This window comes from Cryobacterium tagatosivorans (genome assembly GCF_004402215.1).
Lineage (GTDB): Bacteria > Actinomycetota > Actinomycetes > Actinomycetales > Microbacteriaceae > Cryobacterium > Cryobacterium tagatosivorans.
Genome location: NZ_SOEZ01000067.1, coordinates 1 through 13,089, shown reverse-complemented (window position 1 = coordinate 13,089; position 13,089 = coordinate 1). Strand labels below are relative to the sequence as shown.

13 protein-coding genes and 1 tRNA gene are annotated in these 13,089 nt (G+C 70.8%); 5 read left to right on the top strand and 9 right to left on the bottom strand.

Features of this window, described 5'->3' with window-relative positions; translation table 11 throughout:
- The 3 genes from E3O23_RS18390 to E3O23_RS13830 all read right to left on the bottom strand — a co-directional run.
- Window positions 1–243: hypothetical protein (locus tag E3O23_RS18390; RefSeq protein ID WP_134491941.1), on the bottom strand; the 243-nt coding region annotated here is incomplete at its 3' end.
- Window positions 244–512: 269 nt separating this feature from the next.
- Window positions 513–1,346, bottom strand: coding sequence for an inositol monophosphatase family protein (locus E3O23_RS13835; protein WP_134491939.1), 834 nt, complete (start codon window positions 1,344–1,346; stop codon window positions 513–515).
- A gap of 96 nt (window positions 1,347–1,442) precedes the next feature.
- Window positions 1,443–1,524 (bottom strand) — tRNA-Tyr (locus E3O23_RS13830).
- A 153-nt stretch (window positions 1,525–1,677) separates the two neighbouring features.
- On the opposite strand from E3O23_RS13830, the gene E3O23_RS13825 reads away from it, so the two are divergent.
- Window positions 1,678–2,691, top strand: a complete 1,014-nt coding sequence (locus E3O23_RS13825; RefSeq protein WP_134491937.1) for a LacI family DNA-binding transcriptional regulator — start codon at window positions 1,678–1,680, stop codon at window positions 2,689–2,691.
- Between the two features lie 15 nt (window positions 2,692–2,706).
- Here E3O23_RS13825 and E3O23_RS13820 read toward each other — a convergent pair whose 3' ends face one another.
- Window positions 2,707–3,399: an NUDIX hydrolase gene (locus tag E3O23_RS13820; RefSeq protein WP_166790512.1), complete on the bottom strand. Its 693-nt coding sequence runs from the start codon at window positions 3,397–3,399 to the stop codon at window positions 2,707–2,709.
- Between the two features lie 94 nt (window positions 3,400–3,493).
- On the opposite strand from E3O23_RS13820, the gene E3O23_RS13815 reads away from it, so the two are divergent.
- From E3O23_RS13815 to E3O23_RS13805, 3 genes are all read left to right on the top strand, one after another.
- Window positions 3,494–4,318, top strand: coding sequence for an MBL fold metallo-hydrolase (locus E3O23_RS13815; RefSeq protein ID WP_134491933.1), 825 nt, complete (start codon window positions 3,494–3,496; stop codon window positions 4,316–4,318).
- A 10-nt stretch (window positions 4,319–4,328) separates the two neighbouring features.
- A complete protein-coding gene (locus E3O23_RS13810) occupies window positions 4,329–4,817 on the top strand; it encodes a YajQ family cyclic di-GMP-binding protein (protein ID WP_134491931.1) in 489 nt (162 codons plus the stop codon).
- Window positions 4,818–4,936: 119 nt separating this feature from the next.
- A complete protein-coding gene (locus E3O23_RS13805) occupies window positions 4,937–6,292 on the top strand; it encodes a transaminase (protein WP_134491929.1) in 1,356 nt (451 codons plus the stop codon).
- A gap of 94 nt (window positions 6,293–6,386) precedes the next feature.
- Here E3O23_RS13805 and E3O23_RS13800 read toward each other — a convergent pair whose 3' ends face one another.
- Genes E3O23_RS13800 through ubiE form a run of 3 tightly spaced genes read right to left on the bottom strand, consistent with a single transcriptional unit; the run spans window position 6,387 to window position 9,622 of the window.
- On the bottom strand, window positions 6,387–7,769 hold the full coding sequence (locus E3O23_RS13800) for an FAD-dependent oxidoreductase (protein WP_134491927.1): 1,383 nt from the start codon (window positions 7,767–7,769) through the stop codon (window positions 6,387–6,389).
- A gap of 10 nt (window positions 7,770–7,779) precedes the next feature.
- Window positions 7,780–8,850, bottom strand: a complete 1,071-nt coding sequence (locus E3O23_RS13795) for a polyprenyl synthetase family protein (RefSeq protein WP_134491925.1) — start codon at window positions 8,848–8,850, stop codon at window positions 7,780–7,782.
- 34 nt (window positions 8,851–8,884) lie between these two features.
- The gene (gene ubiE, locus E3O23_RS13790; protein ID WP_134491923.1) at window positions 8,885–9,622 is read right to left on the bottom strand and encodes a bifunctional demethylmenaquinone methyltransferase/2-methoxy-6-polyprenyl-1,4-benzoquinol methylase UbiE; all 738 of its coding nucleotides are present in this window, start codon (window positions 9,620–9,622) and stop codon (window positions 8,885–8,887) included.
- Window positions 9,623–9,682: 60 nt separating this feature from the next.
- On the opposite strand from ubiE, the gene E3O23_RS13785 reads away from it, so the two are divergent.
- Window positions 9,683–10,909, top strand: a complete 1,227-nt coding sequence (locus tag E3O23_RS13785) for an isochorismate synthase (protein WP_420897672.1) — start codon at window positions 9,683–9,685, stop codon at window positions 10,907–10,909.
- Between the two features lie 15 nt (window positions 10,910–10,924).
- Here E3O23_RS13785 and E3O23_RS13780 read toward each other — a convergent pair whose 3' ends face one another.
- Both E3O23_RS13780 and E3O23_RS18180 read right to left on the bottom strand, forming a co-directional pair.
- Window positions 10,925–11,791 carry a polyphosphate kinase 2 family protein gene (locus E3O23_RS13780; protein ID WP_134491921.1) on the bottom strand — a complete coding sequence of 289 codons (867 nt, stop codon included), beginning with the start codon at window positions 11,789–11,791 and terminating at the stop codon, window positions 10,925–10,927.
- 62 nt (window positions 11,792–11,853) lie between these two features.
- The coding region (locus E3O23_RS18180) for a 2-succinyl-5-enolpyruvyl-6-hydroxy-3-cyclohexene-1-carboxylate synthase (protein ID WP_166790511.1) at window positions 11,854–13,089 on the bottom strand (1,236 nt) is incomplete at its 5' end.

The following is a 13,089-nucleotide window of genomic DNA, read 5'->3' as shown; positions in this document are numbered from 1 at the left end:
GGGCGCGAGAGTGGCCGCGGCAGACGCGGGCGCGGGCGCGAGCGGCACCGCGGCGGGTGCGGGCTCGAGGACGTTCGTCGCGGGCGTTGCCGCCGCGGCAGGCGCAGGAGTCGCCGCGGCAGGGGCCGGCTCGAGGGGAGCCGCGGCTGCTGCAGGAGCGACGAGCTCGCGTTCGCGCAGTTCCCGAAGCTCACGTCGAGTGAGCGGCTGCGCCGTCCCCGTGGGGTCACTTTCACCGGACACACTGGCATCCGGAGTTGAGGAGTGACGTGACAAAGGGTGGGACTTTCGCAGGCGGCGGGCAGGTGGCGAGGTGCTCATCTTGGCCAACGCCAAAATAACGATTGGGTCAAGGCTAACCCGCGAGGACCCGGAATTCCAGTTGACTCACCCGGATGACACCCGAAAACGGGTCGCGTTCCGCCCCCGTCCGTTCACCTTGCGGACACCCGGGAACCCCCGGCAACCGCGCCAATCCGGGGGCTGGGGCCGCGGCGGCCGACCTGTCGGGCTCAGGCGCCCGCCGCGGCCGGCCCGGCCGCAAAGATCTCTGCGAGCAGGGGCTCGAAGGCGTCGTAGAGGTCCGGAGCGCCCGCGATGAGCAACTCGCTGCCCTCACGGTCCACCCCGAAACCGCCGACGCGGGCGCCGGACTCCCGGGCGATCAGGGCGCCCGCCGCGTGGTCCCACGGGTGGAGCCCGCGCTCGTAATACAGGTCGAGACGACCCGCCGCCACACCGCACAGGTCGAGGGCGGCGGAACCGATCCGACGGATGTCCCGCACCCGCCCGATCAGCTCGCGTACGGCCGTCGCCTGCTCCACCCGGCGGGAAGCACTGTAGGAGAAGCCCGTTCCGATGAGGGCCAGCTCGAGCGGCACGCCCGTGTTGGCCCGCAGCGTCCGGTCCGCCAGGAACGCGCCAGCCCCGGCCATCGCGGTGAACAGCTCCCCTGCGGCGGGGTTGAACACGGCCCCGGCCAGGGCGGTCCAGCCGGCCGGGTCCGGGTCGCCCTCGACGACGGCGATGCTGACGGCGTAGGCGGGGATCCCGTAGAGGTAGTTGACCGTGCCGTCAATCGGGTCGACCACCCAGGTGAGCCCGGATGTGCCGGCACTGGCGTCCGACTCCTCGCCGTAGAAACCGTCGTTCGGCCGGGCATCCGCGATCAGGGCACGGATGAGCGCCTCGGTCTCGCGGTCGGCGTGGGTGACGATGTCCTCGGCCGACGACTTGGTGGCGGCAATCGTGGCGCCGGCTTCCCGTCGCTCCCTGGCCAGGCCGCCCGCGGCGAGCGCGATCTCGCGGGCAAGAGTGAGCAATCCGGTGTGGGCTGGCGCGGTCATGGCTCCACGCTAGCCGGATGCGCAAAAAAAGAAGCCCCGCACGTCACCTCCGGAGAGGATCGTGCGGGGCTTTCATCCCGGTCACTACCGGGCATGTGGCGAGTGCGAGATTCGAACTCACGAAGGCTACGCCGTCTGATTTACAGTCAGATCCCTTTGGCCACTTGGGTAACTCGCCAGTACGCACCCGACCATATGAGATCACGTGACCGGAGGCGCTGAATCAGAATACTAGGCTCAGGGCCCTACTGAGAAATCAGCGATGCAATCGGCACGCGCCGGCGTCGATATGATTCCTCCAGACCCCTCTTCAGCCCGGTTAGGAAACCCCATGGTCGGCATCGACGAGGTAGCCCGCCTCGCCGGCGTGTCCACCGCCACCGTCTCCCGGGCGCTCAGCGGCAGCGCCCACGTGTCGCCGGCGACCCGGGTCAAGGTCGAGGCCGCGGCCGGGGAACTCGGCTACGTCGTCTCGTCCACCGCGTCCAGCCTCGCGTCCGGCCGGATGAAGAACATCGGCGTCGTGGTGCCCTTCCTCAACCGGTGGTTCTTCTCCAGCGTCGTCGAGGGCGCGCAGCAGACTCTCCTGCGCAACGGCTACGACCTCACCCTCTACAACCTGACCGGCGGCGGGGAAGAGCGACGCAGTGTCTTCGAACACTTCCTCTTGCGCCAGCGAGTGGATGCCGTGATCGCGATCTCCCTGGAACTGACCGAAGACGAGGTGGCCCGCCTGCACGCCCTCGGCAAGCCCCTCGTGGGCGTCGGCGGCCCGATCCCCGGCGTGCGCACCCTCACCATCGACGATGTCGCGGTCGCGCGGCTGGCGACCGAGCACCTCCTCGCCCTCGGCCACAGCCGGATCGCGCACATCGGCGGCAACAAGGCGTTCGACCTCGACTTCCACCTGCCGACGAACCGCCGCATCGGCTACGAGTACGCCCTGACCGAGGCCGGGATCGACCCGTCCCCGGAACTGTTCCAGCCGGCGGACTTCACCATGGCCGGCGGCTACCAGGCGGCCAAGCAGCTCCTCGGCCGGGCGCACAACCGGCCCACCGCGATCTTCGCGGCGTCCGACGAGATGGCGATCGGCTGCATCCTGGCCGCCCGCGACCTCGGCATGGTCGTGCCGCGGGACGTGTCGGTCATCGGCATCGACGACCACGAACTGGCCGAGTTCTTCGGGCTGAGCACGATCGCGCAGTTCCCCAAGGGGCAGGGGGAGGCCGCGGTGGAGATCCTCCTCGACCAGCTGCATCCGGGCCAGCACGACCAGGCAGGACTGAACACCCCCATGCCGTTCGAGCTGATCGTGCGCTCGAGCACGGCCCGGCCGCAGTAGCGGGCCCGGCGCGACTCAGGAACTGCGCTGGTACCGCCACGGCAGGCCGGTCATGTCCAGGCGGTGCCTCGGGCCCTCCGCGTCGACGAGCTCCGGCGCGCCGAAGGAGACGTCGCCCTCCCAGACGACGACCAGGGGGTCGGCATGGAACCGGGACGCGAAGTACTCGGGGTCGGCCGCCCGGGCCCGGGCGAGGGCATCCTCGGCCGAGGAGGTGCCGACGAGCGCGCTGAGGCTCACCCAGGTCGGCGGCGCCAGCCGGAACCGTCCGGAGGCGTGGCGGTCCAGCGCCTCCGCGGGGGAAATCCAGATGTGGTCGACGCTCTCGTCGGGGTTCAGCACAACCGGGTCGCCGGGCGCCTTCGCGTAGTAGAACCAGGTCTGGAAACGCCTCGCCTGGGTCTCGGACGGGGTCCAGCGCGCGACCGTGACGAGGGCGTCCACCGTGACCGTCAGGCCGGTTTCCTCGAGCGTCTCTCGCGCCGCCGCCTGGCGGGCCGCCGCCTGGTCATCGCCGGGCGCCGACAGCGCCGCATCCTCCGGGTCGACTCGGCCGCCCGGGAACACCCAGGCGCCGGCGAAGGATCCTCGATGATGGGGTCGCTCCAGCAGGAGCACTTCGACACCCCTGGCCGAGTCCCGCAGCAGGATGACGGTCGCTGCCGGCTCTGCCGGGGTCGCCGGCTCGGGGGATTCACTCGGGCGCATGTCCACCACGATAGGCCACCGGGGGCTCTTGCCGATGGGCGGAATCACTCCCCCGGCGTCCGGCCCCCGGAGCTGCGGCGGTAGGCTGCCGGGCATGGGAAACAACGGGAAACCCGGGCCGCGCGGGAGAACCCGCAGCAGCATCCTGACCCGCACCCTGCTCGCCCCCAACGCCGGACCGATGACGCTCGACGGCACCAATTCCTACCTCATCGGCGCGCCGGGCGCCGCGTCGGTCGTGGTGGTCGATCCGGGTCCGGTCGATGACGGCCACCTGGCCGCGCTTGCCTCGGCGGGACCCGTGGAACTCGTACTGATTACCCACCACCACCCCGATCACACCGCCGCGAGCGTGCGGTTCGCGCGGCTGACCGGCGCCCCGGTGCGGGCCGTCGACCCCGCGTTCTGTGTCAACGGTGACCCGCTGCGGGACGGGGAGGAGATCAGCGCCGCGGGCACCCGCATCCGCGTGGTCGCGACGCCCGGGCACACGGCGGATTCGGTCTGCTTCCACCTGCCCGATGACGGGCCGAACGGCTCCGTGATCACCGGCGACACCATCCTCGGGCGCGGGACGACCGTGATCGTTCACCCCGACGGCTCCCTCGGCCCGTACCTGCAGTCGCTGTCCGCACTGCGCGCGCTCGGCCCCGCGACGGTGCTGCCGGCGCACGGCCCGACGCTTCCCGACCTCGCGGCGACCTGCGAGGAGTATCTCGCGCACCGGCGCGATCGTCTCGACCAGGTGCGCCGCGCGCTGGCCGACCTCGGGCCGGGCGCGACGGTCGAGCAGGTCACCGACCGCGTGTACGCCGAGACGGATGCCGCGGTGCGGTTCGCGGCGGAGGCATCCGTTCGCGCCCAGCTGGAGCACCTGCGGGAACCGGGCGACCCGCCCGGGCGAGGCGGAACTCGGTAGCATTGCACGCATGGCAGATTCAACGTTCGACATCGTCAGCAAGGTCGACCAGATGGAGGCGGACAACGCCCTCCACCAGGCCCAGAAGGAGGTCGTACAGCGCTACGACTTCAAGAACGTGGGGGCGTCGATCGAGCAGAGCGGCGAGAAGGTGCTCATGAAGGCCACCAGCGAAGAACGCGTCAAGGCGATCCTCGAGGTGTACGAGGCCAAGCTGATCAAGCGCGGCATCTCGCTGCGCAGCCTGGACGCCGGCGAGCCGTACGCGTCGGGCAAGGAGTACCGGATCGAGGCGTCGCTCAAGGCCGGCATCGACCAGGAACAGGCGAAGAAGATCAACAAGATCATCCGCGACGAGGCGCCCAAGAGCGTGAAGAGCCAGATCCAGGGTGACGAGCTGCGGGTCAGCTCGAAGAGCCGGGACGACCTGCAGTCCACGATGGCGCTGCTCAAGGGCAAGGACCTCGACGTCGCCCTCCAGTTCGTGAACTTCCGCTAGCCTCCGCCGAAAACCGCAGCAGGTCGGGCTCCTGAACATCGGGGTGAACGCGTAGGCGGCTACTGACTGCACCCCCGGTAGGCTCGCAGCAGATCCGTGAGTCAACCCGAGGGAGCATCATGATCGACCGCGACAGACTGGCCCACCTGCACGAGCGCGAACTGGCGAGTTTCGCAAGCCGGAATCCGAAGTCCGCCACCGCGTACGCCGGCGCGACGCATCTCTTCGGCAAGGTGCCGATGACGTGGATGAACAAGAAGGCCGGCGGGTTCCCGCTCTATCTCGCGGGCGCCAGGGGCAACCGGGTCACCGACATCGACGGGCACGAGTACATCGACTTCGCGCTCGGCGACACCGGTGCCATGGCCGGGCACTCCCCGCAGGCCGTGGTCGACGCCATCGGACGCCGCATCTACGAGCAGGGCGGCCTGACCACCATGTTGCCGACCGAGGACGCCGAATGGGTGGGCGCGGAGCTCACCCGCCGGTTCGGGGTCGACCGGTGGAGCTTCTCGCTCACCGCGACCGACGCGAACCGCTGGGCCATCCGCCTGGTGCGCGCGCTCACCGACCGCCCGAAGATCCTGTTTCACAGCTACTGCTACCACGGCAGCGTCGATGAGTCGCTCATCGTCGTCGGCCCCGACGGGGAGGGCATGAGCCGACCCGGCAACGTCGGCGCGCCCGTCGACGTGACCCAGACCAGCCGGGTGGCGGAGTTCAACGACCTCGAGGGCCTCGAGCGCCAGCTGGCGCACGAGGATGTCGCCGCGGTGCTGATCGAGCCGGCACTAACCAACATCGGCATCGTGCTGCCCGATCCGGGCTACCACGAGGCCGTGCGCGAGCTCACCCGCAAGTACGGCGCGCTCCTCATCATCGACGAGACGCACACCTTCTCGGCCGGGCCAGGCGGCGCCACGAAGGCCTGGGGCCTGGACCCGGACATCGTGGTGATCGGCAAGGCGATCGGCGGCGGCATCCCGAGCGGCGCGTACGGCCTGTCCGCGGAGATCGCCGACCGGGTGCTCGGCCGCACCGACCTCGACCTCGTCGACATGGGCGGTGTCGGCGGCACCCTGGCCGGCAGCCCGCTGTCGGTCGCCGCCATGCGCGCCACCCTCGAGCACGTGCTCACCGATGACGCGTTCGACGGCATGATCGCCACCGCGACCCTGTTCACGGAGGGCATGCAGCGCATCCTGGACGAGCTGGACCTGCCGTGGGCGATCAACCAGCTCGGCGCCCGTGCGGAGTACCGGTTCGTGAAGCCGTACCCGCGCACCGGCACCGAGGCGCACGAGGCCGCGGACGAGGGGATCGAGGACTTCCTGCACCTCTACCTGGCGAACCGGGGCATCCTGCTGACGCCGTTCCACAACATGGCGCTGATGTCCCCCGACACGACCGCCGCGGACGTCGACGCACACCTGGCCGTCTTCGAGGCCGCCGTCCGCGAGCTCCTCGACCGCTAATCCCGCGCCACCCCCCACGCCGAACTGAGAGTTTGGCACCTTCCCGGGTTCCGGGAAGGTGCCAAACTCACAGTTCGGCGGATGACGGGTGGGGCTATTCGGCGCGGGAGATGTCGACCATGTCGGGGCGCGGGACGACCTTGACGCGCGTGCGACCGTCCTCGGCGCCCAGGGCGAGCTCGTGCTGGTCGAGGTTGTGCCAGCCGGCCAGGTTCGTGTAGCGAATGCCGCGTTCGTCGAGCAGGTCGATGATGCTCTGCTCGGAGGGCGCCTCGGGCCGCCACCAGTTGCCGAGGTCGTTGATCAGGTGCCTGATCGTCTCCATCGCGTCCGACTTGGTGTGGCCGATCAGGCCGACCGGGCCGCGCTTGATCCACCCGGTCACGTAGACGCCGTACATCTGCTGGTTGGCGCTGGCCGAACCGGACGACGGGGCGCCCTTCCAGAGCACCTGTCCCTCGCGGTTGGGTATGACGCCGCGCTTCTTGTCGAACGGGATGCCGGGCAGCGGCGTGCCGAAGTAGCCCACCGCCCGGTACAGGGCCTGGATCGGCAGCTCGCGGATCTCGCCGGTCCCGACGACCCCGCCCGCGCCATCCGGACGGGTGCGCTCGTACCGGAACGCGCCGACCCGGCCCGTGCCGTCGTCGACGACCTCGACCGGCTTGGCGAAGAAGTGCAGGTGCAGCCTGCGGCTCGCCTGACCGGTCTCGCGCTGTCGCCACTGGTTCAGCACCTTGTCGATGACGAAGACCTGCTTGTTGCTGGCGACCGCGTCCCTGGCCGCGTCGTCGTAGTCGAAATCCTCGTCGTAGAGCACGATGTCCACGTCGCGCAGCTCGCCCAGTTCCCGCAGTTCCAGCGGGGTGAACTTGACCGATGTCGGCCCGCGGCGCCCGAACACGTGCACGTCGGTGACCGGCGAGGCCTTCAGCCCCTCGTAGACGTTGGCCGGGATCTCGGTGGTCAGCAGGTCGTCGGCGTGCTTGGCCAGGATGCGCGCCACGTCGAGGGCCACGTTGCCGTTGCCGATGACGGCCACCTCTTCGGCCTCGAGCGGCCACGTGCGCGGCACGTCGGGATGCCCGTCGAACCAGCTCACGAACCCGGCCGCGCCGTAGGAACCCGCGAGATCGATGCCGGGGATCCTGAGGTCGGCGTCGCGCACCGCGCCGGTGGCGAAGATCACCGCGTTGTAGTGCTTCTTGAGGTCGTCGAGGGTGATGTCGGTGCCGTAGCGCACATTGCCGAACAGCCGGATGTCCCCGCGATCGAGCACGTTCCGCAGCGCGCTGATGATGCCCTTGATCCGCGGGTGGTCGGGGGCGACCCCGTACCGCACCAGCCCGTACGGCGCCGGGAGGTGGTCGAACAGGTCGATGGACACGTCGAAGTTCCGCTCGGCCTTGAGCAGGATGTCGGCGGCGTAGATGCCCGCGGGCCCCGCGCCGACTATGGCCAATCGCAACTTGGTCATGGGAGCCCTTCTAGCTGGAACGCTCGACGATTGTTTCGGCAAAGCGGGTGAGCGCCTTCTTGACGGATCCGGCAGGCAGGGGCTCGAGCGCCGCGACCGCGTTGCGGGCCCAGCCGTGCGCCTCGGCGAGCGTCTCCGCGGTCACCTCGTGCTCGCGCAGCGCCGTGATTGCCGCGTCGGCGACGGCGGAGGGCTCGCCGCCGCTGGACATCACGTCCTGTTCGAGCCGCGTCACCAGGGAGGCGGCGCTCGCATCCGTCTCGGCGCGCTCGCGCAGGCGCAGGAGCGGCAGTGTGGCGACCCCGGCCCGCAGGTCGGTTCCGGGCACCTTGCCGGTCGACTCGGGCTGGGGGGACAGGTCGATGACGTCGTCGATGAGCTGGAAGGCCACGCCGATTCGCTCGCCGAACAGCACGACCGGTCGTTCGAACTCGCCCGGGGCTCCGGAGAACACGACGCCGGCCTGCGCGGCGGCCGCGATGAGCGACCCGGTCTTGTCGGCGAGGACCTGGATGTAATGCTGCACCGGGTCCGCGCCGCCCTGCGCTCCGACGGTTTCGTGCAGCTGGCCCAGCACGAGTCGCTCGAAGGTGTCCGCCTGCAGGCGGATGGCGCGCTCGCCCAGCCGGGCCATCAGCTGGCTGGCCCTGGCGAAGAGCAGGTCGCCGGTGAGGATGGCGACGGAGTTGCCCCACACGGTCTGCGCGCTCGGGATGCCGCGCCGTTTTTCGGCATCGTCCATCACGTCGTCGTGGTAGAGCGAGGCCAGGTGGGTGATCTCGATCGCGGTCGCCGCGGTCACCACGTCGGGCACCGAGCCGGCGCCGAGGTGGGCGGTGAGGAGGGCGAGCATCGGGCGCACACGCTTGCCGCCGGCGTTCAGCAGGTAACGGCTGGTCACGTTCGCGATTTCGTCGGCGAAGGTGACCTCGGCGAGCAGGCCCGCCTCGACCTGCACGATGCCGGCATCGATGCCGGCGACCAGCACCCGGTCGGCGGCCGTCGAGAAGATGCGGTCGCCCAGACCCAGTTGCGACGTCACCGATGAACTGCGGCGGATCACGGGAGCGCTCGGTTTCACTCTGTCAGCCTAAACGATGGGAGTTGGGAAGAAATCAGGAGTCCGCCGCCGGCGTAGCCGCCGGCGTAGCCGCCGGCTTGACCCCGCGGTGCAGGGCGACAATCCCGAGGGTCAGGTTGCGGTGCGCGACGGAGGCGAAACCGGCCTCGCCCAGCCAGCCGCCGAGCGTGGCCTGGTCCGGCCAGGCCGCGATCGACTCGCCGAGGTAGTCGTAGGCCTCCGCGTTGGAGGAGGCGAGCTTGACGATCCGGGGCATGACGTGGTTGAGGTAGGCGAAGTAGCCGGCGCGGATCGGCGCGAACGGCGGCGTCGAGAACTCGCAGATGACGAGGCGCCCGCCGGGCTTCAGCACCCGGTAGAACTCGGCGAGGGCTTTCTTCGGCTCGACGACGTTGCGGAGCCCGAACGAGATCGTCACGGCGTCGAACTCGTCGTCGGCGAAGGGAAGCGCCGTCGCGTCCGCCTGCACGAACTCGAGGTTCGGGTTGTCGGCGTGGCGCGTCCGGCCGACCTCGATCATCCCGCTGGAGAAGTCGGCGGCGACGACGTGCGCGCCGGTGCGGGTGAGCGCGGCGCTGGAGGTGCCCGTGCCGGCGGCGATGTCGAGGATGCGCTCGCCCCGCTGCGGGCCGACCGCCTTCGTCGTCGCCAGGCGCCACAGGGCGGCGTTGCCGACCGAGAGCACCGCGTTCGTGCGGTCGTAGTGCGTGGAGACCTGGTCGAACATGGCGGCAACCTGCGCCGGCTGCTTGTTGAGGTCTGCCCTGGTCATCCCTCCAGTCTAGGTCGGGCCGGGCCCCGCCGGACTCGGGCGTAGTCTGGACCCGTGAATGTGCAGGCCCTGACGGTCGAAACCACCCCGATTCCCGACATCCGCCAGCTCATTCCGCTGCTCGACCGGCGCGACCCGCTGCTCTGGATGCGTCGGACCCAGGGCCTGGCCGGCATCGGCACCGCGCTTCGGCTCGAGTTCTCCGGGCCGACCCGCATGACGGATGCCGCCCTCGCCTGGCGCCGCGTGGTGGAGGCGGCCACGGTCACCGACCCGCTCGCCCGCACCGGCACCGGCCTGCTCGCGTTCGGCGCCTTCGCCTTCGCCGAGTCCTCCGCCGAGGCCAGCGTCCTGATCGTGCCGCAGGTCGTCGTCGGCCGGGAGGACGGGCAGTGCTGGGTGACCAGGATCTGGCCCACCGGCTCTGCCGCGCCGGACATCCCGCTCGAGCTGCACCCCCTGGGCGCCGAATACCGGGTCTCGCTCGGCCCCGGGTCGCTGCCGGCGGACGGCTACCGGGCCGTGGTCGCCGAGGCGGTCGGGCGGATTGCCGCCCAGGACCTGAGCAAGGTCGTGCTTGCGCGCGACCTGGTCGGCCGGCTGCCCGCCGGGGCCGACCTGCGCCGGCCGATCACCGAGCTCGCCGGCGGTTACCCGGACTGCTGGACCTACGCCGTCGACGGGCTGTTCGGCTCGAGCCCGGAGACCCTGATCCGGGCCGACCACGGAGAAGTGAACGCCCGGGTGCTCGCCGGGACGATCTCGCGGGGGACGGATCCCGTGGCCGACACCGAGGCCGCCCTCGCCCTGGCGACCTCGACCAAGGACGGCGACGAGCACGAGTTCGCCGTGCAGAGCGTGCTGCAGTCGCTCCGCCCGCACACCTCGCACATCACCACGAGCGAGATCCCGTTCACGGTGAAACTGCCCAACCTCTGGCACCTCGCGACCGACCTCGAGGGCACGCTGAGTGACGGCTCGACCTCGCTGGACTTGATCGCCGCGCTGCACCCGACGGCCGCGGTGGCCGGCACGCCCACGCAGAGCGCCCTCGCGCTCATCCGCGAGCTGGAGCCGTTCGACCGCGGCCGGTACGCCGGGCCGGTGGGCTGGGTCGGCGCGGACGGCGACGGCGAGTGGGCCATCGCCCTGCGCTGCGCCCAGGTCGGTCCGGACGGTGACGTCACCGCGTACGCGGGCTGCGGCATCGTGCTGGACTCGGACCCGGAGAAGGAGCTCGCCGAGACCCGGATGAAGTTCCGGCCGGTCGTCGAGGCCTTCGACTGACCCCGCCGGTGCCGCTCAGGAGGCGCGGAGGCGGGCCTTTTCCTTCTTGATGTCGTAGTCAGCTTCCGGCCAGCTGAGCTCCATCCGGGTGAGCGCGTCGATGAGCAGGTGCTGCACCGCGAGGCGGGCGTACCACTTGTGGTCGGCCGGAACGACGAACCACGGGGCCGCCTTCGTCGATGTCCGCTCGAGGGCCACCTGGTAGGCCTCCTGGTACGCGGGCCAGTGCAGCCGCTCGTCGACGTCTCCCGGGTTGTACTTCCAGTACTTGTCCGGCCGATCGAGCCGCTCTGCGAGGCGCGACTTCTGCTCGTCGGAGCTGATGTGCAGCATCACCTTGATCACCGTCGTGCCGTCGTCGGCGAGCTCCTGCTCGAACGCGTTGATCTCGTCGTAGCGCTGGTCGATCGTCTCCAGGGGGGACAGCTCCCGCACGCGGGCGATCAGGACATCCTCGTAGTGCGAACGGTCGAAGACACCGATGCGGCCGGCGCGGGGAAGCTGCTTGCGGATGCGCCAGAGGAAGTCGTGCGACAGCTCGGCTTTGGTGGGCGCCTTGAAGGCGAAGTGGTCGATGCCCTGCGGGTCGGCGGCGCCGACGACGTGGCGAACGATTCCGCCCTTGCCGGACGTGTCCATGGCCTGGAGCACGAGGAGCACCTTGCGCTCGTCCCCGTCCTGGCTGTCGGCGAAGAACATCTCCTGCTGGTGGCGGAAGATGTTCGCCCCCTTGCGCAGCGCCTCGGCCGAGTGCTTCTTCTTGCCGTCAAACCCGGGGGTCGCCGACGTGTCGACGTCCGCGAGGCTGAAGCCTGGTTTCACGCGGAGCGAGTCGATTGGGTCGACCGTCCAGAACTTCTCGATTTTCGCCTTCGCGCCCATGCCGAGCCCCTTCCTCAGTGATCAGTCCGCCTACCCTATCGCCGCGGGTACCCGCGAGGCGGCTATCGGGCGAGGGGAACTTCGAGGATGCTCGGACCGCGAGGCGGGGCGGTCAGCGCGCGTTCGAGCTCGCTCCGTGTCGCGGCGCGGCCGTACTCCCAGCCGTAGGCCGCGGCGAGCGCGGACAGGTCGACCTGCTGGGGCGTGAACAGCACGCGGTCGAGGGCCGCGGCCGGAGCCGAAGCGGCCACCTCGAGCCCGTCGAAGATGCTGCCTCCTCCGTCGTTGCCGACGATGACTTGCAGCCGGGGCAGCGGCTCCCCCGGCGCCAGGAGCAACGACCCGGCATCGTGCAGGAGGGCGAGGTCGCCCAGCAGCAGCCTGGTCGTGCCGGTCGAACGAGGATCCGGCCCCGCCTGGCCGGCCAGCGCGATTCCGATGGCCGTGGCGATGGTGCCATCGATCCCGGCCAGTCCCCGGTTGGCGTGCACCGTGATCTTCTTGCCCGGCACCCGGCTGTCGGCCTCCCGGATCAGGCGGGAGGCGCCGAGGACCAGGCGGTCGTGCGGCCAGGACGCGCGCCACACGGCATCCACGAGAAGGGGCCGGGTGACCGGGGCGCGCATGAAGGCGAGTTCGGCGCGGGTGATGCCGCGCTCATCGATCGGCGCGGCGGCCAGGGCCGGGTCGGCCGCGAGGATCTGCCGGCTGGTCATCACCCACCGACCGAGCCACTCTCGTGCCTCCGGGGTCGCCGCGGCGGCTGCGACCGCCTCGTCCGGCCGGGCAGCGGCGGCGAAGTGCGCCACCCGGCGACCGGGGTTGTACCGCTCGGCGCCCGGGGAGACCACGACGATGGCCTCAACGTCGCCTCGCTGGAGCAGGGCGGGGATTTCCCGGCTCAGCGTGGGGTGGCCGAACACGATCGCTCGCTCGATCCGGCCGCCGAACTCGGGGTCGCGGAGCAGTTCGCGGTAGGCCGCGACGAGGGTGGGTCCGAAGCGGGCGCCGCTGGAGACCTCGGCCAGCAGCGGCCAGCCGGCGGCGCGGGCGAGCTCCTCGGCCGCCGGGCCGGCCGCGTGGCCGGCGATGACGACCGTGCGCGGGCCGGCCGGCACGACCAGGGTCCGTTCGCTCGGGGCCGCAGGCCCGGCGAGCCCTGCGCGGTCGGTCGGGTCGGTCGGGTCGGTCGGCGGAGCGTCGGCGGCCAGGGTCACCGCCGTGGACAGCGGCTCCCTGAAGGCCAGGTTCAGGTGCACCGGCCCGGGGTCGGCCGAGCGGACGCCGGTCGACGCCTC